The 23325-nt window shown below is 59.2% G+C and carries 17 protein-coding genes and 2 rRNA genes; 11 read left to right on the top strand and 8 right to left on the bottom strand.

From position 1 onward, the window contains the following. Positions 1-2: 2 nt before the first annotated feature. The 3 genes from CBW66_RS15095 (at position 3) to CBW66_RS15085 (ending at position 1503) form a co-directional block, all read left to right on the top strand. Positions 3-485, top strand: coding sequence for a GNAT family N-acetyltransferase (locus CBW66_RS15095; RefSeq protein ID WP_086137450.1), 483 nt, complete (start codon positions 3-5; stop codon positions 483-485). 99 nt (positions 486-584) lie between these two features. Then, positions 585-896 (top strand): Grx4 family monothiol glutaredoxin, encoded by a 312-nt coding sequence (gene grxD / locus CBW66_RS15090; RefSeq protein ID WP_034753766.1) that lies wholly within the window; start codon positions 585-587, stop codon positions 894-896. Beyond that, complete coding sequence (locus CBW66_RS15085) at positions 889-1503, top strand: UbiX family flavin prenyltransferase (protein ID WP_086137449.1); 615 nt, start codon at positions 889-891, stop codon at positions 1501-1503. The genes grxD and CBW66_RS15085 overlap by 8 nt, the downstream gene beginning before the upstream one ends. Positions 1504-1656: 153 nt before the next feature. Here CBW66_RS15085 and CBW66_RS15080 read toward each other — a convergent pair whose 3' ends face one another. Continuing rightward, positions 1657-1983 carry a hypothetical protein gene (locus tag CBW66_RS15080; RefSeq protein ID WP_086137448.1) on the bottom strand — a complete coding sequence of 109 codons (327 nt, stop codon included), beginning with the start codon at positions 1981-1983 and terminating at the stop codon, positions 1657-1659. Between the two features lie 89 nt (positions 1984-2072). Continuing rightward, entirely contained in the window at positions 2073-2480 is a 408-nt protein-coding gene (locus CBW66_RS15075) for a hypothetical protein (protein WP_034753756.1), read from the bottom strand. Between the two features lie 688 nt (positions 2481-3168). Here CBW66_RS15075 and CBW66_RS15070 point away from each other — a divergent pair. The 6 genes from CBW66_RS15070 to CBW66_RS15045 all read left to right on the top strand — a co-directional run bounded on the left by CBW66_RS15070 (position 3169) and on the right by CBW66_RS15045 (position 9878). After that, positions 3169-3597 (top strand): MerR family DNA-binding transcriptional regulator, encoded by a 429-nt coding sequence (locus CBW66_RS15070; RefSeq protein ID WP_086137447.1) that lies wholly within the window; start codon positions 3169-3171, stop codon positions 3595-3597. Positions 3598-3746: 149 nt separating this feature from the next. Further along, positions 3747-4931 carry an isovaleryl-CoA dehydrogenase gene (locus CBW66_RS15065; RefSeq protein ID WP_086137446.1) on the top strand — a complete coding sequence of 395 codons (1185 nt, stop codon included), beginning with the start codon at positions 3747-3749 and terminating at the stop codon, positions 4929-4931. A gap of 53 nt (positions 4932-4984) precedes the next feature. Next, entirely contained in the window at positions 4985-6784 is a 1800-nt protein-coding gene (gene aceK / locus CBW66_RS15060) for a bifunctional isocitrate dehydrogenase kinase/phosphatase (protein WP_086137445.1), read from the top strand. Continuing rightward, on the top strand, positions 6781-7977 hold the full coding sequence (locus tag CBW66_RS15055; RefSeq protein WP_086137444.1) for an acetyl-CoA C-acyltransferase: 1197 nt from the start codon (positions 6781-6783) through the stop codon (positions 7975-7977). Before aceK ends, CBW66_RS15055 begins: the two co-directional genes overlap by 4 nt. Before the next feature lie 66 nt (positions 7978-8043). Further along, positions 8044-8712, top strand: a complete 669-nt coding sequence (locus CBW66_RS15050; protein WP_070313415.1) for an SDR family oxidoreductase — start codon at positions 8044-8046, stop codon at positions 8710-8712. Positions 8713-8750: 38 nt separating this feature from the next. Then, positions 8751-9878, top strand: coding sequence for an acyl-CoA dehydrogenase family protein (locus tag CBW66_RS15045; protein ID WP_086137443.1), 1128 nt, complete (start codon positions 8751-8753; stop codon positions 9876-9878). Positions 9879-10350: 472 nt separating this feature from the next. Here the strand turns inward: CBW66_RS15045 and CBW66_RS15040 are convergent, their stop codons facing one another. From CBW66_RS15040 to CBW66_RS15025, 4 genes are all read right to left on the bottom strand, one after another. Next, positions 10351-11244 (bottom strand): YihY/virulence factor BrkB family protein, encoded by an 894-nt coding sequence (locus tag CBW66_RS15040; RefSeq protein WP_086137442.1) that lies wholly within the window; start codon positions 11242-11244, stop codon positions 10351-10353. 85 nt (positions 11245-11329) lie between these two features. Continuing rightward, positions 11330-12409, bottom strand: a complete 1080-nt coding sequence (locus tag CBW66_RS15035) for an LD-carboxypeptidase (RefSeq protein WP_086137441.1) — start codon at positions 12407-12409, stop codon at positions 11330-11332. Positions 12410-12497: 88 nt separating this feature from the next. After that, on the bottom strand, positions 12498-15251 hold the full coding sequence (locus CBW66_RS15030; RefSeq protein WP_230492325.1) for a TonB-dependent receptor: 2754 nt from the start codon (positions 15249-15251) through the stop codon (positions 12498-12500). Positions 15252-15468: 217 nt separating this feature from the next. After that, positions 15469-17274 (bottom strand): ABC transporter substrate-binding protein, encoded by a 1806-nt coding sequence (locus tag CBW66_RS15025; RefSeq protein ID WP_170932889.1) that lies wholly within the window; start codon positions 17272-17274, stop codon positions 15469-15471. 215 nt (positions 17275-17489) lie between these two features. Between CBW66_RS15025 and CBW66_RS15020 the strand changes: the two genes are divergently transcribed. After that, positions 17490-18728 carry a nucleoside recognition domain-containing protein gene (locus CBW66_RS15020; protein ID WP_034753725.1) on the top strand — a complete coding sequence of 413 codons (1239 nt, stop codon included), beginning with the start codon at positions 17490-17492 and terminating at the stop codon, positions 18726-18728. 8 nt (positions 18729-18736) lie between these two features. Next, on the top strand, positions 18737-20239 hold the full coding sequence (gene dacB, locus CBW66_RS15015; protein WP_086137440.1) for a D-alanyl-D-alanine carboxypeptidase/D-alanyl-D-alanine-endopeptidase: 1503 nt from the start codon (positions 18737-18739) through the stop codon (positions 20237-20239). Positions 20240-20515: 276 nt separating this feature from the next. Here dacB and rrf read toward each other — a convergent pair. Next, positions 20516-20628, bottom strand: a 5S ribosomal RNA gene (gene rrf / locus CBW66_RS15010). Positions 20629-20767: 139 nt separating this feature from the next. Continuing rightward, a 23S ribosomal RNA gene (locus tag CBW66_RS15005) occupies positions 20768-23325 on the bottom strand; the annotation flags it as partial.

Here is a 23325-nt window from a genome sequence, read left to right as displayed (position 1 = left end):
CCATGGCCGCCAGGCATGACCTTGTCATCCTGGCGGTCGATGCCGCCGGCCCGGATGCGCAGCTGCTGCTCGACGAATTGTCGGACGCGCTGCTGCGCATCAATGGCGACAGCGGCCGCGCCTCTTTCGATGCCGAAGCGGCAACGCCGCGCGGCGGCTTTTATATCGCCCGCGATGCCGACGGGGAACTGCAGGGCTGCGCCGCCCTGCGCCCGCTGGGCGGGGCGGACAGTTCCATAGGCGAACTCAAGCGCATGTATGCGCGCCCCGGCAAAGGTGGCCTGGGCGTGGGCGCGGCCCTGCTGGCCCACGTGGAGGCGCAGGCGCGCCGGCATGGCTACCAGGCGCTGCACCTGTCCACCCGCGTGGTCAATAGCCGCGCGGTGGCGTTCTATGCCAAACACGGCTATGCTCCAGTCATTGCCTGGGGCAAATACGTGGGCGCGGCACAATCGGTCTGCCTGGGCAAGACCTTGCACGCCTGAACGTGGCTGACTTGCCCAATTTATGACTTGAGCGCATACCCGTGCCGGCGTTTTCTTATAAAATGACGGCATCTATTTATTTACCCATCAGAGGCAGCTATGAGCGACGTACAAACCTGGATCAAAGAAACCGTGACGAACACGCCAGTCGTGCTGTTCATGAAGGGCACGGCCCAGTTCCCGCAGTGCGGCTTTTCCGGCCGCGCCATCCAGATCCTGAAAGCGTGCGGCGTAGAAAACATCGCTACCGTCAACGTGCTGGATGACCCGGAAGTGCGCCAAGGCATCAAGGATTACTCGAACTGGCCGACCATTCCACAGCTGTACGTGAAAGGCGAGTTCATCGGTGGTTCCGATATCATGAATGAAATGTTTGAATCGGGCGAACTGAAGTCCCTGCTGGATGCCTGATAGCCAAACGCAGCGGCCGCGCCGTGTCGTCGTGGCCATCACGGGCGCCACAGGCGCCGTGTATGGCTTGCGGCTGCTGCAATTGCTCGGTGCCATCCCCGGCGTCGAGACGCATCTGGTCTTGTCGGATGCGGCCGTACTGACCCTGCACCAGGAAACGGGCGTGGGGCGCAAGGACATCGAAGCGCAGGCGCACGTCGTGCACAAGCTGCGCGACATCGGCGCGTCAATCGCCAGCGGCTCGTTTCAATCGGATGGCATGGTCGTCGCACCATGCTCGATGAAGACGCTGGCGGCCGTCGCGCATGGCTTGTCGGATAATCTGATCACGCGGGCCGCCGATGTGGTGCTCAAGGAGCGCCGCCGCCTGATCCTGATGGTGCGCGAGACGCCGTTCAACCTGGCGCACCTGCGCAATATGACGGCCGTGACCGAAATGGGCGGCATCATCTTCCCGCCCTTACCCAGCTTTTATCACCACCCGCACAGCATCGCGGAGATGGTCGACCATACGGTGGCGCGCGTCATCGACCTGCTCGGCATCGAGCACAGCCTGGCGCCGCGGTGGAATGGTCTTAAGCCCACTGGCGACACCCCTATCTTGTAGTTGGCGTCACGATTGAGTCGGCGTCACGATGCCTGACAAAAGCGTAGCGAGCGGCAGTGATTTGTGGCCGAGAAGCGCAACCGTACTTTAGTACGGTGAGCATCGCCGGCCGCAAAGCGCGACGCGCAGCAGCTTTGGTCAGGCATCCACCACTCACCGCTTGTCGAACTGATGGGCACTGGCCTGCTTCAAATCCCTGGCTTCTTCAACCATCCTGCGGTGGGCGATCCGTTTGCGCATCACTTCCGCATGTTGCGCGGCAGTCATGGGGGGCACGGTCATCAAGTCCTTCAGCTGCGCGGTATTGCTGTAGTTACTTTTCATAAGACGGCTCAAATGCTCGGCTCCGTAGTGGATGAACTGGCTGCTTCTGACGTGATTATGCGCTGGTATTGGCCGCTGCGCCGCTGCGGACGGGATTATTGTCAAATAATTCCGCTGCAGCGCAACATGCGAGGTCTTATTGTGCGGCAAAATCATGTCTCCAGTATGACCTTGCGCAAATAAAAGGACAGGGGGAGCGCCGTCAGCGTAAGGCGGACGGCACCGGCCGGGGAGGGCCTGAATGCTTACTTTTGGTAGTTGACTCTCACCAGCATGCGAATAAATTCTCGCGCGATTTGACGATGATGTTCATCTAATCTTTGCAAATCGGCAATTAATTTCACATCAGCGGACTCAAAGCGCGATAAAGCGCTGCCCGCTTCGCCATTCGGCGTGGCGCTTTCCGGGCCGCCAAAACGCAACCATTCCGCGGGAACACCCAACCATTGGGCAATCATGCGCAATTTTTCTTGCGTGGGAATTGCTTCACCTACTAACCATTTCCTAGCTGCATGCACAGTAATCGGGCGTCCATCGAAACGGATGTTGAATTCCCGGGCCAGTCTGGTCGGGCTGTCTGGAGAGTAATGGGCGTTTTTGAGAGCCAACTGAAGTCGCTGGCTGAAGCTTTCGCGTTCGTTAGAAGAATTCATAGGTGTACTATTTCATGTTGTAACATGAAAGTCAGTTTCTTGAATGACCATACAGATTGTTACATTTGAAAAGAGCATCAATTAACAATTAACACTCCGGCCGGGCTTTTCAGGTCAAAAAGTGGGCCGAATTTTCTCTTGCGATTCTGCGTGGCTTCGGGTCAAATTCGCGGCTAGCCTTGATTTTCGCACTGCAGCACGATTCAAAGCCTCGGTTTGGCATTACAACGTACGGTATCGGATAATGCCCTCCTCTATCGATACGCGCAATGCCCATGTCATACAATTTCTTGTAGACAAAGTTTTCAGAAGGGCCATTTTGTTTCCAATATGGAAACGATATGAACAACGTGTTCATAGTGAAACGTTGTTTTTTGATCGTGCCTACAGGAAAGAATCTGCGCCTAAAAAATTTTACTGCCATCACAGCGAAAAGAATGTCGCCGTTATGCCAGGAAAGCTCTTTTTGGTGTCATGTTGGCCACCAACTCTCGATCTTAAGCGCGTTTGTGCAAGAAGAATCAATTTATTTTCAGTAATTGTTGCCTGATTCGCCAAATTCCCCCTTCACGTCTTCTTTTTTCTTTGTTGCAGCACGGGCAGGGCAAGCTACAATAGTATTGACGTTGACGTAAACGGCACTTTGCCAACCATTGCCTCGCATCATCCATCCAGCTACCGACCACCCATGCAACCGACACCGCCCGCACCCACGACGACCTATACCATTACCGAACTGGCGCGGGAATTCGACATCACGGCGCGCGCCATCCGCTTCTATGAGGACCAGGGCTTGCTCAGCCCGAAACGCGAAGGCGCCGGTGGCCGTAGCCGCGTCTACACGCCACGCGACCGCACCCGATTGAAACTGACCCTGCGCGGCAAGCGCCTGGGCCTGGCGTTGTCGGAGATCAAGAGCCTGGTCGACATGTACGAGTCGCCGAAGGACACGCGCGCGCAGATGGACCGCTTCCTGGGCGTGCTGGCGCAGCACCGGCAGACCCTGGAGCAGCAGCGCATCGATATCGAAATGGCGCTGGCGGAGATCAGCGCGCATGAAGATGCGTGCGCGCGCATGCTGGCGGACTTGAACCTTGATAAGGCGCAAACAAACTAGGCATTCACGCGGCGGCGCAGGCCGCACACGCATCGCTTGACGTTTACGTAAACGTCACAACTAGGTATCATTGCTTCATTGACTCACAGCTTTACTGCCCCGGCCACCATGACCGCCACACTCATACTTATAACGACGACGAGGACGACATGCTCCATCTCCCAGGCTTGACCTTTGACCACGGCGACGACATCGCCTCCTTGCGCGAAGCGATCCAACAATTCGCCGCCGCCGAAATCGCGCCGCGCGCGGCCGACATCGACCGCACGGACCAGTTCCCCATGGACCTGTGGCGCAAGATGGGCGACATGGGCTTGCTCGGCATCACCGTCAGCGAAGAGTACGGCGGCGCCGGCATGGGCTACCTGGCGCACATCATCGCCATGGAAGAAATCTCGCGCGCCTCGGCTTCCGTCGGCCTGTCCTACGGCGCCCACTCGAACCTGTGCGTGAACCAGATCAAGCGCAACGGCACGGCCGAGCAAAAGGCGAAATACCTGCCGAAACTCATCACGGGCGAGCACATCGGCGCGTTGGCCATGTCGGAACCGAACGCGGGCTCGGACGTCGTCAGCATGAAGCTGCGCGCCGACTTCAAGGGCGACCGCTGGGTCTTGAACGGTACCAAGATGTGGATCACCAACGGCCCCGACGCGGACGTGCTGGTGGTGTACGCGAAGAACGACCTGGAAGCGGGTCCGCGCGGCATGACGGCCTTCCTGATCGAAAAGAATTTCAAGGGCTTTTCCATCGCGCAAAAGCTCGACAAGCTGGGCATGCGCGGCTCGCATACGGGCGAACTGGTGTTCCAGGATTGCGAAGTACCGGCCGAAAACGTGCTCGGCGGCCTGGGCAAGGGCGTCAACGTGCTGATGTCGGGCCTCGATTTCGAGCGCACCGTGCTGTCCGGCGGGCCGCTGGGTATCATGCAGGCCTGCATGGATCTGGTCGTGCCCTATGTACATGACCGCAAGCAATTCGGCCAGCCCATCGGCGAATTCCAGTTGATGCAAGGCAAACTGGCCGATATGTATTCGACCATGATGGCGTGCAAGGCCTATGTGTATGCCGTGGGCCAGGCTTGCGACCGCGCCACCACGCCGGAAGCCGTGCGCCAACTGCGCAAGGATGCGGCCGGCGCTATTCTGTATAGTGCGGAGAAGGCGACCTGGATGGCGGGCGAAGCGATCCAGGCCCTGGGCGGCAACGGCTACATCAACGAGTATCCGGCCGGCCGCCTGTGGCGCGATGCCAAGCTGTACGAAATCGGCGCCGGGACCAGCGAAATCCGCCGCATGCTGATAGGCCGCGAACTGTTTGCGGAAACCAAGTAAGTACGGGCGCGCGGCAATCGACTGGGTGATGAGCCATTCATGCGAGCACAGATATGACGCACATTGCCTTCCCCAAATTGCTTTCTTCCCAGATTGCATTCGATATCGCGCGCACCATCTTGCTCGGCTTCGACAAGCATTACCGCCTGTTCCGCGAAACGAGCCAGCAAGCCAAGCGGTATTTCGAGCAAGGCGCCTGGGCCGCGGCGCAAACGGCGGCCCGCGAACGCATCGACTTTTATGACAAGCGCGTGCAGGAATGCGTGCAGATGCTCGAAGATGAGTACGAAGAGTCGGAGTTGACCGACGAAGTGTGGCGCGAACTCAAGCTGCACTACATCGGCATGCTGACGGAACACAAGCAGCCGGAACTGGCGGAAACCTTCTTCAATTCCGTCTGCTGCAACATCCTGCACCGCACCTATTTCAATAACGACTATATTTTCGTGCGCCCCGTCGTTTCCACGGAGTACATCGAAACGCAAGACCCCGCTCCTACTTACCGCGTGTACTATCCGGGCAAGGATGGCTTGCGCCACACCTTGCAGCGCATGGTGAACAACTTCCAGCTGGACTGCGCATTTGCCAACCTCGAGCGCGACGTGGCCCAGGTGGAAGCGCGCCTGCGGCAGCTGTTCGGCGGCGACCGGCTGGAGCCGAACCACCAGCTCCAGGTCTTGACCGGTTTGTTCTACCGCAACAAGGGCGCCTACCTGGTCGGCAAGGCCATCAACGGCAACCGCGAATACCCGTTCGTCGTGCCCATCCTGCACAACCGCCACGGCAAGCTGGTGCTCGACACGGTGCTGTTCGAGCAGCAGCAGATCGCCGTGCTGTTTTCGTTTACGCGCGCGTATTTCCTGGTCGATATGGAAGTGCCGTCGGCCTATGTACAATTTCTCCGAAGTTTGCTCCCGCGCAAGCCTCGCAGTGAGATTTATACGATACTGGGCTTGCAAAAGCAGGGCAAGACCTTGTTTTACCGCGACTACCTGCAGCACCTGAAACACTCGTCGGATCATTTCGAGAGCGCGCCCGGCATCCGCGGCCTGGTCATGCTGGTGTTTGCCCTGCCGTCGTTTCCATATGTCTTCAAGGTGATCAAGGATTTTTTTCCGCCGCCCAAGGAAACCACGCGCGCGCAAGTCCAGCAAAAGTATTTGCTGGTGAAGCACCACGACCGCGTGGGCCGCATGGCCGACACGCTCGAGTATTCCAACGTGGCCTTTCCCCGCGACCGTTTTTCCACGGAACTGCTGGCCGAACTGAAACAGTTCGCCCCCTCGCTGGTCGAAGAGGACCGGGAGCAGATCATCATCCGCCACCTGTACATCGAGCGGCGCATGGTGCCGCTGAACATGTGGCTGAGCAATGCCGAGAAAGAAGGCCGCGACGACTTGGTGGAACACGCCATCGTCGAATACGGCAACGCCATCAAGGAATTGGTGGCGGCAAATATTTTCCCTGGCGACATGCTGTATAAAAACTTTGGCGTAACCCGTCATCAGCGTGTCGTATTTTACGATTACGATGAAATCGAGTACATCACCGATTGCCAGTTCCGCGTCATCCCGCAAGCCCGCACGGAGGAGGAAGAAATGTCGGCCGAACCTTGGTATCCCATCGGCAAGCACGATGTGTTTCCCGAGCAATTCGGGACCTTCCTGCTGGGCAATCCCCGCATCCGCAGCTATTTCATGCAGCACCATGCCGACCTGCTGACGGCGCAATACTGGCAGGCGCGCAAGCAGCGCATCGAAGACGGCCATATCGAGGACGTCTTCCCGTATCCGCAGCACCTGCGTTTTTGTATGCAGTCACCATCCCTACCCTCAACCGGAGATCCAACATGAATGATCCAGTCGTAATCGTCGGTGCCGCGCGCACCCCCATGGGCGCCTTCCAGGGCGATTTTGCCAACGTGACCGCCAGCGACCTGGGCGCCGTGGCCATCCGCGCCGCCGTCGAGCGGGCCGGCGTGGCGCCCGATGCCGTTGAACATGTGTTTTTCGGCAATTGCCTGATGGCAGGCCAGGGCCAGGCGCCCGCGCGCCAGGCCTTGCGCAAGGCGGGCTTGCCGGACTCTACCGGCGCCGTGACCCTGTCGAAAATGTGCGGCTCGGCCATGCAGACGACCATGTTCGCACACGACACCTTGCTCGCCGGCAGCGCCGACGTGGTGGTGGCGGGCGGCATGGAATCGATGACCAACGCCCCCTATCTCGTGCCGAAGGCGCGCGGCGGCTACCGCATCGGCCACGGCATGATCTATGACCACATGATGATGGATGGCCTGGAAGACGCCTACAGCCGCGATGAAAAGGGCAATGCGCGCTCGATGGGCACGTTTGCCGAAGAGTGCGCCAGCCAGTACCAGTTCACGCGCGAAGCGCAGGATGCATTTGCCATCGAATCCGTGAAACGCGCGCAAGCGGCCACCAAGGATGGCAGTTTTGCATGGGAAATCGTACCAGTCACCGTTTCCGGCCGCGGCGGTGACACCGTCGTCAGCATCGATGAAGGCCCGCAAAAAGCCCGCCTGGAAAAAATCCCGACCCTGAAGGCGGCATTCAAGAAGGATGGCACCATCACGGCCGCCTCATCTTCGTCGATCAACGATGGCGCGGCCGCCCTGGTGCTGATGCGCGAATCGACGGCGAAAAAGCTGGGCTGCACCGTCATCGCGAAAATCCACGGCCACGCCACGCATGCGCAGGCGCCGAACGAGTTCACCACGGCCCCCATCGGCGCGGTGAAAAAACTCTACGCCAAGACGGGCTGGAGCAGCAGCAACGTGGACTTGTTCGAGATCAATGAAGCCTTCGCGGCCGTGCCGATGGCCGCCATGCACGATCTCGATATTCCGCATAGCAAGATCAACATCCACGGCGGCGCGTGCGCGCTGGGCCACCCGATCGGCGCCTCGGGCGCGCGCATCATCGTCACCCTGCTGGGCGCCCTGAAGAAAACCGGCGGCAAGCGCGGCGTGGCTGCCCTGTGCATCGGCGGCGGCGAAGCGACGGCGATGGCGATCGAACTGGTATAAGCTCTTCCCGAGCACGGGCGCGCACCACGGTGCGCGCCTTTCATTTTATTTTCAGGGAGAAAACATATGCCTACCGCATTGATCATCGGCGCCTCGCGCGGCATCGGCCACGAAATCGTCCGTCAATACCGCCACGATGGCTGGCGAGTGATCGCCACGGCGCGTACGCCGGACGCTTGCGAGGCCCTCAAGCAACTGGGCGCGGAAGCGCACCAGCTCGACGTGACGGATGTGGAAGGCTGTGCCGGCCTGGGCTGGAAGCTCGACGATGAAAAGCTCGACGTGGCCATCCTCAACGCGGGCGTGTACGGCCCCCGCCACGACGGTTTCCCTGCGCAAGCCGATTTCGACCTCGTCATGCACACCAACGTGCTGGCGGCCATGCGCCTGCTGCCGATATTGGCGCCGCTGGTGGCCAATGCCAAGGGCAAGCTGGCCGTGCTGTCCTCGCACATGGGTTCCCTGAGCGAACGGGGCAACCCCAGCGGTTCGCTGTACCGCGCCAGCAAGGCGGCCTTGAATTCCGTGCTGATCGATACCAGCCTCGTGCATGGTCCGCAAGGCGTCAGCTGCGTGGCGTTCCACCCGGGCTGGGTACGCACGGACATGGGCGGCGCCGGCGCCGATATTTCGCCCGAGGAAAGTGCCGCCGGCATCCGCGCCACCTTGGCCAGCCTGCCGGCCACGGACAAAGCCGTGTTTCGCAACTACGACGGCAAGCCCATCGGCTGGTAGTTCCCTACACACCATAAAAACAAACGAGACGACGTCCCATGATACTCAATGAAGAACAGACCATGATTCAGGAGGCGCTGCGCAGCTTTTCGCGCGAGCGCCTGGCGCCCAATGCGGCCCGCTGGGACAAGGAACATCATTTCCCGAAAGAAGAATTGCAGGAACTGGCCGCGCTGGGCGCCTTTGGCGTGGCCGTGCCGGAAGCGCTCGGTGGCGCCGGCCTCGACTACGTATCGTTGGCCCTGGTGCTCGAAGAAATCGCCGCCGGCGATGGCGGCACCTCGACCATCATCTCCGTCAACAATTGCCCCGTGTGCAGCATCGCCATGATGTACGCCAATGATGCACAGAAGGAACAATGGCTGCGTCCGCTGGCGCAAGGCACGATGCTCGGGGCGTTTTGCCTGACGGAACCGCACACGGGCAGCGACGCCTCGGCCCTGCGCACGACGGCCACGCGCGACGGTAATGACTATGTGCTCAACGGCACGAAGCAGTTCATTACCAGCGGCAAGTATGCGGACGTGGCCATCGTCATGGCCGTCACCGACAAGGCGGCCGGCAAGCGCGGCATCAGCGCCTTCTGGGTGCCGACGAACACGCCGGGCTACATCGTGGCGGGACTGGAACAGAAGATGGGCCAGCATTCATCGGACACGGCGCAAATCCTGTTCGAGAACTGCCGCATCCCTGCGGAAAATTTAATAGGCGAAGAGGGCCAAGGCTACAAGATCGCCCTGTCCGGCCTGGAAGGCGGGCGCATCGGCATCGCCTCGCAAGCGGTGGGCATGGCGCGCGCCGCGTACGAAGCGGCCTTGAGCTATGCGCGCGAACGCGAGAGTTTCGGCAAACCCATCTATGAACACCAGGCCGTGCAATTCCGCCTGGCGGACATGGCGACGCAGATTGAAGCGGCGCGCCAGCTGATCCGCCATGCGGCGTCGATGAAGGATGCGGGCTTGCCGTGTTTGAAGGAAGCGGCCATGGCCAAGCTGTTTGCGTCGGAAATGGCGGAAAAAGTGTGCTCCGACGCCATCCAGGTGCACGGCGGCTACGGTTATGTGTCCGATTTCCCCGTCGAGCGCATCTACCGCGACGTGCGCGTGTGCCAGATTTACGAGGGCACCAGCGATATCCAGAAGATACTCATCGCCAGGGCTTTATAAAAAGCAGTAAAAGTCCCGGCGCTTTTAGAAACCGTCGCGAGCAAGCCTGATATCGGATTGAGTAACGCAGCCGTACTTCGGTACGGCGAGTAACGCCGATTCAATAGCAGGCTGCGCAGTAGGTTTATAAATGCGTCCACCAGACGAAAAAAAAGCCTGCACATATGCAGGCTTCGTTCCAATGTATTACCAATGCTTTAATCGTGTCATGGACGCCAGTGCTATCTGCAAAGTGCCTCCTGATTTTCGGACTCCCATGCTATCTGCATGGTGACTCCAAGTGTAAAATCGACCAACGTATCCGGAATTACAAAATCCACGCTTTCGCACTGTCACGCCATCGACATTACACCTGCCGGTCGCCGCGCTGAGCCTGGATAGTGAGACTATTTGCAAGCAAATCTCAATCACTGAACGCAGTATAGCACAGGCTTTTGTGCAGTGCAACAACGAATTCAAACCATACTTTAAATCAAGTCCTTAGCGCCAGTGGCTTGTCTTCTTCGCCGCCACGCGCCACTCTTTCGTATTCGGAAATCACTTGCGCGCCCAAGAGCAGCAAGGTGGCGCCGATTTCCAGGCTGAACATGACGACGATGGCTGTCGTCATCGAGCCATACACGACGTTGACCTGCGACAGGGTGGAAAAATACCAGACCAGTACATGGCGGGCGATTTCCCACAGCAGGGCCGCCGTCACGCCGCCGATCAGCGCATGCGTGATCGATAATCGCCCCACGGGCATGACCAGGTAGATCGAGCTCAGCACGAGGATTTCGCCCGCCAGCCCCAGCAAGTACAGCAACACGCCCGACACCCCTTCCAGGCCCCAGTCGTGGCGCAGGAAGCGCACGCTTTCCTCGCCCATCACCTGCAAGCTGCCCGCCACCAGGGTGATGAGCAAAATGCCCACGCCCAGGCACAGGATGTAGCAGTACGGCAGCACCGCGGAAATGAGGAAATGGCGGCGGCGGATGGCGACGCGGTGGATAAAGATCACGCTCATGGCGTTTTCCAGCACGGTAAACGCCAGGGAGCTGAAAAACAGCATGGTCAGCAGCAGCAGCCAGCCGATCACGCCCCGGTTGTTGAGGAAATGCGCCACTTCCGCCACGATGGCTTTCGACTGGCCCGGCACCAGCCATTCCAGGTAATGGCCGATTGTTTGCAGCAATTCGTCCTGCGCGATCACGTGCGACAGGGCCACCACCACCAGCATCAGCAGGGGCACGATGGACAGCAGCGAGTAATACGCGACGGCGCCCGCCAGCAGCAAGCCCTGGTTGGCGCGAAAGCCCTTCAATACCTGCAGCACGAAGGCCAGCGGGTGGCTGAGGATGTAGGTACTGGCGTGGCGGTTGATCATGTCGTGTGCGGTGAGAAAGGCGGCGCGGCCTCGTGCCACGCCTTATCACACTAGCATACTGACAATCGCCCCGCTGCACCGTACGCTAGCAGACGGCTGGCTCCAGCAAGGTCAAGGTTTGCCGGTCCGCATCCAGGGTCGCCAAGATGCCCATCGGTAGCGTGAACTGGTGGCGGATGTGGCCGAACGAATAGCCGCTGACGGCCGGCACGCGCAAGGGCTGCAAATGCTGGTCCAGGGTGGCATCGAGGGTCAGCGCCGTATCGCCCTCGGCCGCCTCGCAATGCTCGAAGATGCCCAGCATCAAGGCCGCCGCGTGCTTGAAACCGACGGACAGGTCGAGCTGGCACAGCATGCGGTCGATGCGGTACGGCACTTCATTGATTTCTTCCAGGAACAAGATGCGTTCGCGGAAATCGGCCGCATACGGCGTGCCGGCCAGCGCGCTGACCAGGCACAGATTGCCGCCCGTCAAGCGTCCCGTCGCCTGGCCGCCATGCACGGTGCGGATGGCGAAGTTCGGCTGCGTCTGCGCACGGCGATGGTTGTCCAGCGCCATCGGGATCGTGTAGCTGTCTTGCGGCGTCATCAGTACATTGCGCAGCTGCGTCACCGTGTAATCGGAAAACGTGGACGAGGCCACGGGTCCGTGGAAGGTCACCAGGCCCGTCTGGCTGGCGATGGCCAGGTGCAGGGCCGTGATATCGGAATAGCCGATCAGCACTTTCGGATTGCGCCGGATCAAGGCGTAGTCGAGCAGCGCCAGCAGCGAAATGCAGCCGGAGCCGCCACGAATGGCCCAGATCGCCTTGACCTCGGGATCGGCGAACGCCGCGTGCAGATCGTCGAGGCGCTGCTGCACCGTGCCCGCATAGTTGCCGTGCACGGCGCGGATATTCGCGCCCAGGCTGACGCGCAAGCCCAGCGATTCGATATTGCGCTGGGCCTTGGCGATGGCCTCTTCATCCGTGAAACCGCCCGGCGCGATGATGGCCACCAGGTCGCCGTCGCGCAGGCGCGCCGGTTTGATCAATGCGTGGTGCTGTTGCATGCGTTTGTCCTTCCCTTGCGCGGCCGCCGCCCACGCCGGTGTGCCTGCCGCCCCCACGGTGGCGGCCAGCAAGCCGCCGAAGCGGCGCCGGCTGAGATTGGTCTGACTGGACATGCGGCCCTTTCCTGGAATAAAAACGGCGACGCCAGGCGCCGCCGCACGAGGTTAGCATGCCGACGGGATCGCCGCCGGCATGACCGCCTTACATGAACTTGTACTTCAGCTGGAACGACAGCGAACGGCCGCGCGGGTCGGCCACGCGCGGGTCCCAGCCGGCGCCCACCACTTCATCCACGTTGTGCGCGGTGAACGGTGGATCGCGGTCGAACAAGTTCTGGATACCCACGGTGATGGTGGTATTTTTGAAGCCCGTGTAGGTGCCCGACAGGTTATACGTGGTGTAGCTGGACACGTCCGGCTTGAAGCCCGGTGGCGGCGCGCCCTTGCCGCCATTCGGCAACTGGTCCTTGTAGCCCGACGAAAAACTCTGGATCAGCAAGCCGCTCCAGTCGCCGCGCGATACGCCAAAGCTGGCGTTATGTTTCCAGCGCAAATACAGGTCACGCGTATAGAACTTGCCGACCAGTTCCTGGTATTCCTGGCCTTGATATTCGGCAAACTTGAAGCTGTCCATATACGTGCCATCCAGGGTCGCCGTCCATTTCGCGTCATTGACCTTGCCTTCGCCGCGCAAGCCCACGTCGAGGCCGCGCACGCGGCTGCCTGCCGCATTGATCCAGCCCGCCTGCACGTACTCGATGGTGCCGTCCGGATTGCGGTGGATGTACTGGTTCAGCGCCTGGTAATTGGCCAGCACGATTTGCGGCGTGCGGTTCAGGATGCGGTCCTTGGTGTTGATGGCCCAGTAGTCGAACGAGGCCGAATAGCCCTTGAACGGTTCGATGACAAAACCGACGCTGCCCTGCTTCGACGTTTCCGGCTTCAAATTCGTGTTGCCGCCCGTCTTGTAGTCGAGGCGGTCGATGGAGCAATACTCGGGCACGCCCGGATGCTTGGCGCAGCCTTCCTGGTCGACCACGCCGTTCGGCAATTCCTGGCTCAGCGAACCGGAATACAGCTGCTGGAAGCTCGGCGCGAGGAAACCCTTGCTGGCCGAACCGCGGAACAGCAGGAAGTCGGCCGGCTGGTAGCGGAAGGCCACTTTCGGATTCGTCGTCGCGCCCACCAGGCTGTAATCGTCGCGGCGGATGGCCAGCTGCATTTCCAGGTCTTTCGTGACCGGCACCAGCAGTTCCGCATATACGGCCTTGACGGTACGGCTGGCATCTTTGAGTGCGGCATTGCCTGGCGACAGCAAAATCTGCGTGGCATCGACGTCTTGCGCGAAACTGTAACCTTCGCGGCGCAAGTCGAAGCCGGCCGCCATGGCCAGCGCACCGGCCGGCAGCTGGAACAGTTCGCCCGAAACGGAACCGTCGATCTGCGTCAGGGTCGTCTTGCCGTGCTGGAAGTCGCCACGGAACTTGGTCGATTCGATCAATTGCCTGGCCGCTTCCGTCTGGCTCTGGCCGGCGCCCACCCACGGGTTGATGATGCCCGTCGCCAGGGCCGCGTACAGCTTGTCCGTGTAGGAATAGCCATCCGTCAGCTTGGTCTTGGTGCTGCTTTCGGCGCGCGAAATGCCGGCCTTGTAATCCCACTTGCCGAAGTTGCCCTCAAATCCCACCAGCACGCGCGCATTGTCGGTGGTGTTTTCCTGCGTGCGGTTGCCCACGTCATTGGCGCGCCATTTGTAGGAAATCGGCTTGGTGTTGTCGAACGACGGGATGTAGGCCGACAGATCCTGGTAATACGCGCCGCCCACCGGGTACAGATTCTTGTTGGCGACCGTCGCCTGCACCTGCATCGGCGTCAGGATAGCTGTCGCCTTGGTGCGCGAACCGAGCACTTCGACAAACATGCGGTGGTCGGGCGCCAGCTGGAACGTGCCGCGCGACAACAGATTGGCCCGTTCGACGGGAAATTGCAGCACGTAATCGGCGCCATAGTCGTACGCACACGAATATCTGGTGCGCAGCGGCGAGGTCACGTCTTTCCATAGCTCCGTCTGGTATTGCGACATGCCGGCGATGGTGTCGCATTTGCCCTGGAAGCTCAGCGGATTGGCTTGCAGGTATTTGTTTGCATCGCCAGGCAGCTGGAACGAGGCACCCAGCGCCGTCCCGGCTCCCCCCATCTGGTTGGCAAACGGCGTGCCCGTGGTATCGGGCGACAGGCCGCGGCCCGGCTGGAAACCGTTGACGAAGGAACGGTCGCGGCCATTGAGCTGTTGCGCTTTATCAACCGTCAGGCTGGCCATGATGTTGTAGCGGTCCGACTCCAGCGAGCCCGTGCCTGCCAGCAGGGAAGCGCGGCGCGTGGCGCCGCCGCCGGCCTGCGTGTCATTCGTGGAGACGGACGCTTCCACGCCGCTGTAATTGGTTTTCAGAATGAAATTGATCACGCCGCCGATGGCGTCCGTGCCGTAGATGGCCGAAGCGCCATCCTTGAGAATTTCCACGCGAGAGATTGCACCCAGCGGTATCGAGTTCAGGTCGACCGACTTGCCGCTGGCGCCGTGCGTGGCGATGCGGCGGCCATTCAACAGCACCAGAGTGCTCGACGGTCCCAGGCCGCGCAGCGAGGCGAACGAGGCGCCACCGCTGACCCGGTCGGCATCGGCGCCAAACACGTTATTACCCGACGTCATGTTATCGGCGCCCGTGCCATTCGCCGACAGGGTGCGCACCAGTTGCTCGGTCGTCGTGATGCCCTGTTTTTCGATCTGGTCAAAGCTGATGACTTGCACCGGCAGCGCGCCTTCCTTGGCCACGCGCTTGATGCTGCTGCCCGTTACTTCGACCCGTTGCATCGCCGGCGCCGCCGCTTCCTGTGCCATCACCGGCCCCACCACCCCCATCAATGCCACCAACTGCGCTAGTTTCTTCAATTTCACTGGTCTCTCCTTGTTGGGCAATCGAAACTTGAGTTCTCAAGTCCAGGCTGTTTTGTAAGGTCGCGGCGTCTGTCTCGCGGTACATTTTTTTATGACGCCAGCGCTTTACTTTATTTGTTTTCATTTTCAGAGTAGCGCGATGCATCCGGGCCCAGCCAATGAAAAATGCTTTCCTAACCATAACTTTTTGGAATGAATGCCCTTTTCAGCGACAGGGTCACTTGCCTGCGGGGCCAGCCCTGGTTTTATCCACGTCCAGATAGCGCCAGGACGTGAATTCCACGGGGTGGCGCCTGTAGTTTTTTAGCCACGGTTGTTGCAGGTCGGCAGAGATGGGATGCGTCAGCAGCACCCACGGCGTGTAAGCGTGGATCAGCTGAAACAGGTCGAAGTACAGACTGCGTCGGCGCGGCGTATCGGATAGCAGGCGCGCCTCCTCATAGCGTTTATTGTAATCGGGCAAGTTGAAGCGGGCATAGTTGGCGCGGCCAACGTTGCCACCGTACAACAATTGCATAAAGTTATCGCCATCGGGGAAGTCGGCGATCCAGTTGGTCTCGAACATCTGCACCTTGCCCAGGCGCGACGCCTTGATGATTTCCGTCTTCTTGTCGCTCTTGAATTCCACGCGCAGGCCGATGGCGTTCAGGTTGCGGCGCCACAATTCATCGCGCAGCCGTCCTACCGTGCTCGGCTCCGTATGCATGGTGAGCAGCAAGGGCGTGCCGTCCGGCTGCGCGCGGAAACCGTCGGCCCCCGCCTTGTAGCCGAAGCGGTCCAGCAGGGCGCGCGCCAGCGCCGGATCGTAGCCGACGGGGCTGCGGTAATGCTTGTCGTAACCGAGCATGTTGGGCGGCAGCGGCGATTGCGCCGGCAAGGCCAGCCCCTTTTTTAATAACGCGATGTCTTCGCGGCTGTTGTAGCTGAGGGCGATGGCGCGCCGCAGGGCCAGCTTGTCCTTGCTCGTGCCGCCCAGCACGGGGTCGTCCATGTTCATCCACATGTAATACGTCTGCAGCACGGGAAAGCGCGTCAGTTGCAAGCCCTTGGCGGCCAGCGCCGGTTTCAAGGCGTCGTTTTCCAGCACCATGTCCGTCATCGATTCGGGCACTTGCTCCAGGTAATCGAATTCGCCTTTCAGAAAACCCAGCATGCGCGATTGATATTCCTCGACGATGCGCACTTCGATGCGCTCGACCAGCGGTAATTGCTTGCCTTCCAGCGCGGCGGCGATGGCGCGCGCGTCCGGCGGCAAGGCGGCCAGCGCCTTGACCTGTGTATGGAACACGGTGGCACGGAAAGTCGGATTGGCTTGCAGCACGATCTTGTCGCTGCGCTTCCACTCCTTCACGAGGAAGGGTCCCGTGCCCACGGGATGGTTGCCGATCTGCCCTGCCGCCGGGTACGCCTCCGCCACTTCGCGCGCCACCACGGCGGTCGCCGGCATGGCCAGGTAAAACAGGAAGTTCGGATCGACGCCATTCAAGCGGATGCGCAAGGTGTATTTGTCCAGCGCCTGCAGGCCGGCGATCGGCGTGTCGTAGCTGAATTTGCTTTTCAGGGCCGCGTCGCCCACCAGCTTATCTTCCAGCAAGAACAACCACGGCGACTTCAGGCTGGGGTCATACAGCCGCGTCAGGCTGTACACATAATCCTGCGCCGTCACTTCGCGCGGCTGGCCTTTGAAAGAGGGATCGGGGGTGAAGAAAATGCCGGGCTGCAAGTGAAAAATATACGTGCGGCCGTCGTCTTCCACGGTCGGCATCCCGCGCGCCGTGTTGCCCTGCAGTTGCACCGGGCGCGCCAGGTAGTCATAGCGCAGCAGCGGGTCAAAAATGTTTTCCATCAAATTCAGGCTGGCCAGGTCCGAGGCCACGGCCGGGTCCAGGCCCGTCTCGCTGGTGCTCAAAAACAAATGCAGGGTCTTGTTCGCGCGGGCATCGGTGGCGGCATCGGCGGGCACGGTAAATAGCGTCAACAGGGCCAGGCCGGCGGCGCAGGCGGTTTTGCGTAAAAACATCATCAGTGGTCCAGTGCAGACAAGGGTAACGAACAGCGATAAGCGACAGGCATCCCCCACACTACGCGGGCAAGCTACGGGGCGCCAATGAAAACAGGCTGCCAGCTTATAACTTTTTGGCATGCGATTGCTGCATTCTTTCATCAACTCGTATCGGGCTGCCTCTATACTTTGTTTGCAGCACCTTTCACCTCCCCGAAATACAGAACTGATCGCATATGGCACTTAATTACATCTGGTCCGGCTTTTTCCTCGTTGGCTTCCTGGCCGCAGTGCTGCAGTGGCTGTTTCTCGGCGATACCGATATCTTCAAGCGCATCATCGACGGCACCTTCGAAACGGCGCGCATGGGCGTGATGGACATCGCCCTGCCGCTGGCAGGCGTGATGACCTTGTGGCTCGGCATCATGAACATCGGTGAAAAGGCGGGCATCGTCGGCTGGCTGGCGAAAGTCATCGCCCCGTTCTTTTCGCGCATCTTCCCGGAAATTCCGAAAGACCATCCGGCGACCGGCCACATGGTGATGAATTTCTCGGCCAACCTGCTGGGCCTGGACAATGCGGCCACGCCGTTCGGTTTGAAGGCCATGGAAAGCCTGCAAACCTTGAACCCGAACAAGGAAGAGGCGACGAATGCGCAAATCATGTTTTTGGTGCTGCACACTTCGGGCCTGACCCTGATTCCACTGGCCATCATGGCGCAGCGCTCGATCCTCGGCGCGGCCGACCCGTCCGACATCTTTATCCCGTGCATGATCGCCACCTATGTCGCCACCATGGTCGGCATCATCACGGTCTCCATCAAGCAGCGCATCAACTTGCTCAACAGAGTCGTGCTGGGCTGGATGGGCGGCATGACGAGCGCCATCGTCGCCATGATCTGGTACTTCACGCAATACCTGACGAAACAGGAAATCGAGCTGGTCTCGAAAGTGGTCAGCAATCTGGTGTTGATCAGCGTCATCGCCATCTTCATCATCGGCGCGCTGCGCAAGAAGGTGAACGTGTACGACGCCTTCATCGAGGGCGCGAAAGGCGGCATCCAGACGTCGATCACCGTGATTCCCTATCTGGTCGGCATGCTGGTGGCCATCAGCGTGATCCGCAACGCGGGCGTGTTCAATTTCCTGATGAGTGGCATGAACTGGTTCTTCGCCAACCTGGGCATCAATACGGATTTCGTGCCCGCCTTGCCGACGGCCATGATGAAGCCGCTCAGCGGCTCCGGCTCGAAAGCCATGATGATCGACGCCATGAACACCTACGGCGTCGACTCGTTTGTCGGCCGCCTGGCCTGCGTCTTCCAGGGTTCGGCCGACACCACCTTCTATATCGTGGCCCTGTATTTCGGTTCCGTCGGCATCCGCAAGACGCGCTATGCCATCACGGCCGGCCTGATCGCCGATCTGGCTGGCGTGATCACGGCCGTCTTTGTCGCCTACGTCTTTTTCCACTAAGGAGCACCATGTTCCGTCCCATCCTCATCGCCGCCTTGCTGGCTGGCATCGGCTTGTCAAATGCGCAGGCGCAATTGCCCGAATCCGTCAACCTGCTGCTGCGCAGCGCGAATATCCCCGAAGACGCCATGGGCGCCATCGTCTTGCGCGGCAACACCACCGTGCTGTCGCATGGGGCCGAGCGCAGCATGCAGCCCGCGTCCACCATGAAGCTGGTGACGACGGCCGTGGGCCTGGAACAATTAGGCCCCATCTTCCGCGGCCGCACGGAACTGCGCACCAGCGCCGACGTCATCAATGGCGTGCTGAAGGGCGACTTGATCCTGCGCGGCGGCGCCGACACGGATTTCAACGCGGACGTGCTGGAGCATATGCTGCAAACCCTGCGCAACCAGGGCATCGTGAAAATCAAGGGCGATCTGATCCTCGACCGTCAGCTGTTTCAGCCGGCCCGGCCCGATATCGGCACGCCACCGTTCGACGAGTCGGCCGAGTTCCGCTACAACGTCATCCCCGATGCCTTATTGTTGAACACAAATTTGCTCGATATCAATATGAACTCGACGGACCGGCAATTGAGCATCCTGATGCAGCCGGCGCTCGAGAACGTCAGCATCACGAGCGACATGAAACTCATCAAGGGCAGTTGCGCCAGGTGGGAAGATGGCTGGCGCCCGCCCGAATACCGGCGCGATGCGAGCGGCAAGCTGCAAGTGATCCTGCACGGCACTTTCCCGCAAAATTGCAGCAAGGCGACCAGCATCAATGTACTTGATCGCAACGATTATGCGGACCGCTTGTTCCGCGCCACCTGGAAACGCCTGGGTGGCACCATCACGGGCACGGTGCGCGAAGCGCCATTTACAGGCTTGCCGCCGACGGCCGAACCGGTCGGCACGCGGATGCTGGCCGACCACGTGGCGCGCGCCTTGCCGGAAGTCTTGCGCGATATCAACAAGACCTCCGACAATACCTTGGCCCGCACCCTGTTCCTGAGCCTGGGCAGCCTGCAAAGCGATGGCTGGCTGGGCAGCCGCCCCGTCGCCATGGCGGCACCGGAAGACACGGCCAGCCGGGCACGGCAAGTGATCCAGGAATGGTTTCAGCGGCACCATATCGATACCCAGGGCATGCTGGTCGACAACGGTTCCGGCTTGTCGCGCACGGGGCGCATTGCGCCAGCGCAAATGGCCGGTGTCTTGCAGGCGATGCAGTACAGTCCGTGGGCCCCCGAGTTCCAGTCCAGCCTGCCCATCGTGGCACTGGACGGCACCATGCGCAAGCGCCTGCTGAACAGCCCGGCCGCTGCACGGGCGCGCATCAAGACGGGAACATTAAAGAATGTGGTGGCCATCGCCGGCTACGTGCCCGATGCGAATAATCAACAGTGCGTAGTGGTCGCCATGATCAATAGCGACCTGGCAGGCAACGGCAATGGCCGCGCGGCAGTCGATGCACTGATCGAGTGGGTGGCCAGGAGCGGCGCCACGCCGGTGGTTGGCGCTCAATAAACGGAAAGCAAGAAAGGCAGCGCGTAGCGCTGCCTTTTTTTATGCCGGTATGCGGTGAAGCATGCCAAAGCGCCAGACGTAAAAAAACCCCCACCGGATCACCGATGGGGGTTTTTTCGAATAACAAGCCTGACGATAACCTACTTTCACACTGGTTGCAGCACTATCATCGGCGCAAAGTTGTTTCACGGTCCTGTTCGGGATGGGAAGGGGTGGGACCAACNGACGTAAAAAAACCCCCACCGGATCACCGATGGGGGTTTTTTCGAATAACAAGCCTGACGATAACCTACTTTCACACTGGTTGCAGCACTATCATCGGCGCAAAGTTGTTTCACGGTCCTGTTCGGGATGGGAAGGGGTGGGACCAACTTGCTATGGTCATCAGGCATAACTTGTACTGRCRYTTGTCYYCWGTKGRRCGACAARGCCATGAATCTGGAAGAAGCAAAGATYGGGGTAATGACTGGTAGTATCAACACACAYGCAACGTTGTACMGTCTTATCCTCTGYACCTGCTAAGGTTATAGGGACAAGCCGTACGGGCAATTAGTACTGGTTAGCTTAATGCATTACTGCACTTCCACACCCAGCCTATCAACGTCCTGGTCTCGAACGACCCTTCAAAGAGCTCAAGGCTCTGGGAAATCTCATCTCAAGGCAAGTTTCCCGCTTAGATGCTTTCAGCGGTTATCTCTTCCGAACTTAGCTACCCGGCAATGCCACTGGCGTGACAACCGGTACACCAGAGGTTCGTCCACTCCGGTCCTCTCGTACTAGGAGCAGCCCCCTTCAAATTTCCAACGCCCACGGCAGATAGGGACCAAACTGTCTCACGACGTTTTAAACCCAGCTCACGTACCACTTTAAATGGCGAACAGCCATACCCTTGGGACCGGCTACAGCCCCAGGATGTGATGAGCCGACATCGAGGTGCCAAACTCCCCCGTCGATATGAACTCTTGGGAGGAATCAGCCTGTTATCCCCAGAGTACCTTTTATCCGTTGAGCGATGGCCCTTCCATACAGAACCACCGGATCACTATGTCCTACTTTCGTACCTGCTCGACTTGTCAGTCTCGCAGTTAAGCACGCTTATGCCATTGCACTATCAACACGATGTCCGACCGTATCTAGCGTACCTTCGAACTCCTCCGTTACACTTTAGGAGGAGACCGCCCCAGTCAAACTGCCTACCATGCACTGTCCCCGATCCGGATAACGGACCAAGGTTAGAACCTCAAACAAACCAGGGTGGTATTTCAAGGTTGGCTCCACGAGAACTAGCGTCCCCGCTTCAAAGCCTCCCACCTATCCTACACAGATTGGTTCAAAGTCCAATGCAAAGCTACAGTAAAGGTTCATGGGGTCTTTCCGTCTAGCCGCGGGTAGATTGCATCATCACAAACATTTCAACTTCGCTGAGTCTCGGGAGGAGACAGTGTGGCCATCGTTACGCCATTCGTGCAGGTCGGAACTTACCCGACAAGGAATTTCGCTACCTTAGGACCGTTATAGTTACGGCCGCCGTTTACTGGGACTTCAATCAAGAGCTTGCACCCCATCATTTAATCTTCCAGCACCGGGCAGGCGTCACACCCTATACGTCCACTTTCGTGTTTGCAGAGTGCTGTGTTTTTATTAAACAGTCGCAGCCACCAGTTTATTGCAACCCTTTCACCCTCATGGAGTAAACCAATCAAGCTACCGGGGCGTACCTTTTCCCGAAGTTACGGTACCAATTTGCCGAGTTCCTTCTCCCGAGTTCTCTCAAGCGCCTTAGAATACTCATCTCGCCCACCTGTGTCGGTTTGCGGTACGGTCTCGTATGACTGAAGCTTAGAGGCTTTTCTTGGAACCACTTCCGATTGCTTCGTGAACAAGTTCACTCGTCCCATCCCCTTGAATYCYGCGCCCGGATTTGCCTAAGCGCCTTCTATGAGACAGAAACTGACTATTCCAACAGTCAGACAACCTTCCGCGATCCGTCCCCCCATCGCATCATACGACGGTGCAGGAATATTAACCTGCTTCCCATCAGCTACGCATCTCTGCCTCGCCTTAGGGGCCGACTCACCCTGCTCCGATGAACGTTGAACAGGAAACCTTGGGCTTACGGCGTGGAGGCTTTTCACCCCCATTATCGCTACTCATGTCAGCATTCGCACTTCTGATACCTCCAGCATCCTTTACAAGACACCTTCGCAGGCTTACAGAACGCTCTCCTACCATATCCTTACGGATATCCGCAGCTTCGGTGACTGGCTTAGCCCCGTTACATCTTCCGCGCAGGACGACTCGATCAGTGAGCTATTACGCTTTCTTTAAATGATGGCTGCTTCTAAGCCAACATCCTGACTGTTTTAGCCTTCCCACTTCGTTTTCCACTTAGCCAATCTTTGGGACCTTAGCTGGCGGTCTGGGTTGTTTCCCTCTTGACGCCGGACGTTAGCACCCGACGTCTGTCTCCCAAGCTCGCACTCATCGGTATTCGGAGTTTGCAATGGTTTGGTAAGTCGCAATGACCCCCTAGCCATAACAGTGCTCTACCCCCGATGGTGATACTTGAGGCACTACCTAAATAGTTTTCGGAGAGAACCAGCTATTTCCAAGTTTGTTTAGCCTTTCACCCCTACCCACAGCTCATCCCCTAATTTTTCAACATTAGTGGGTTCGGACCTCCAGGGCGTGTTACCGCACCTTCATCCTGGCCATGAGTAGATCACTTGGTTTCGGGTCTACACCCAGCGACTGATCGCCCTATTCGGACTCGATTTCTCTACGGCTTCCCTATCTGGTTAACCTTGCCACTGAATGTAAGTCGCTGACCCATTATACAAAAGGTACGCAGTCACGGAACAAGTCCGCTCCTACTGTTTGTATGCACACGGTTTCAGGATCTATTTCACTCCCCTTCCGGGGTTCTTTTCGCCTTTCCCTCACGGTACTGGTTCACTATCGGTCGATTACGAGTATTTAGCCTTGGAGGATGGTCCCCCCATATTCAGACAGGATGTCACGTGTCCCGCCCTACTTGTCGTACGCTTAGTACCACCGGTCCGATTTCACATACGGGGCTATCACCC

Source organism: Janthinobacterium sp. GW456P (assembly GCF_002127655.1).
In the GTDB taxonomy this organism is placed as follows: domain Bacteria; phylum Pseudomonadota; class Gammaproteobacteria; order Burkholderiales; family Burkholderiaceae_D; genus Janthinobacterium.
The sequence above is the reverse complement of the archived record's forward strand: the minus strand, read 5'-3'. Positions and strand labels throughout refer to the sequence as shown.

Bases quoted from the DNA above. Each gene is read 5' to 3' on its own strand.
- CBW66_RS15095 (WP_086137450.1), top strand. From the start codon at position 3: ATGGCCGCCAGGCATGACCTTGTCATCCTGGCGGTCGATGCCGCCGGC.
- grxD (WP_034753766.1), top strand. From the start codon at position 585: ATGAGCGACGTACAAACCTGGATCAAAGAAACCGTGACGAACACGCCA.
- CBW66_RS15085 (WP_086137449.1), top strand. From the start codon at position 889: ATGCCTGATAGCCAAACGCAGCGGCCGCGCCGTGTCGTCGTGGCCATC.
- CBW66_RS15080 (WP_086137448.1), bottom strand. From the start codon at position 1,983: ATGATTTTGCCGCACAATAAGACCTCGCATGTTGCGCTGCAGCGGAAT.
- CBW66_RS15075 (WP_034753756.1), bottom strand. From the start codon at position 2,480: ATGAATTCTTCTAACGAACGCGAAAGCTTCAGCCAGCGACTTCAGTTG.
- CBW66_RS15070 (WP_086137447.1), top strand. From the start codon at position 3,169: ATGCAACCGACACCGCCCGCACCCACGACGACCTATACCATTACCGAA.
- CBW66_RS15065 (WP_086137446.1), top strand. From the start codon at position 3,747: ATGCTCCATCTCCCAGGCTTGACCTTTGACCACGGCGACGACATCGCC.
- aceK (WP_086137445.1), top strand. From the start codon at position 4,985: ATGACGCACATTGCCTTCCCCAAATTGCTTTCTTCCCAGATTGCATTC.
- CBW66_RS15055 (WP_086137444.1), top strand. From the start codon at position 6,781: ATGAATGATCCAGTCGTAATCGTCGGTGCCGCGCGCACCCCCATGGGC.
- CBW66_RS15050 (WP_070313415.1), top strand. From the start codon at position 8,044: ATGCCTACCGCATTGATCATCGGCGCCTCGCGCGGCATCGGCCACGAA.
- CBW66_RS15045 (WP_086137443.1), top strand. From the start codon at position 8,751: ATGATACTCAATGAAGAACAGACCATGATTCAGGAGGCGCTGCGCAGC.
- CBW66_RS15040 (WP_086137442.1), bottom strand. From the start codon at position 11,244: ATGATCAACCGCCACGCCAGTACCTACATCCTCAGCCACCCGCTGGCC.
- CBW66_RS15035 (WP_086137441.1), bottom strand. From the start codon at position 12,409: ATGTCCAGTCAGACCAATCTCAGCCGGCGCCGCTTCGGCGGCTTGCTG.
- CBW66_RS15025 (WP_170932889.1), bottom strand. From the start codon at position 17,274: ATGATGTTTTTACGCAAAACCGCCTGCGCCGCCGGCCTGGCCCTGTTG.
- CBW66_RS15020 (WP_034753725.1), top strand. From the start codon at position 17,490: ATGGCACTTAATTACATCTGGTCCGGCTTTTTCCTCGTTGGCTTCCTG.
- dacB (WP_086137440.1), top strand. From the start codon at position 18,737: ATGTTCCGTCCCATCCTCATCGCCGCCTTGCTGGCTGGCATCGGCTTG.